The organism is Flammeovirga sp. AWQ4_249 (assembly GCF_056161045.1).
Genome location: NZ_JBSWYJ010000174.1, coordinates 1 through 207, shown reverse-complemented (window position 1 = coordinate 207; position 207 = coordinate 1). Strand labels below are relative to the sequence as shown.

1 protein-coding gene is annotated in these 207 nt (G+C 44.4%); it reads left to right on the top strand.

What is annotated here, in order from left to right:
* Positions 1 to 207 (top strand): nitrilase-related carbon-nitrogen hydrolase (locus ACXAHM_RS26530; RefSeq protein WP_474967092.1); only part of this gene is annotated, 207 nt, incomplete at both ends.

Sequence of the window (207 nt, the reverse complement as noted above, 5' to 3'; positions counted from 1 at the left end):
CAGAAACAGCTCGTTCAATGGCGTTAATGGGTGCAGAAGTATTATTCTTCCCAACAGCGATTGGTTCAGAGCCACAAGATGCGAACTTGATTTCAAAAGATCACTGGCAAGCGACGCAATGTGGTCACGCAGCAGCGAACTTAACGCCAGTAGTAGCATCTAACCGTATCGGTAGAGAAACAACAACAAATGTATTTGACAAGAATG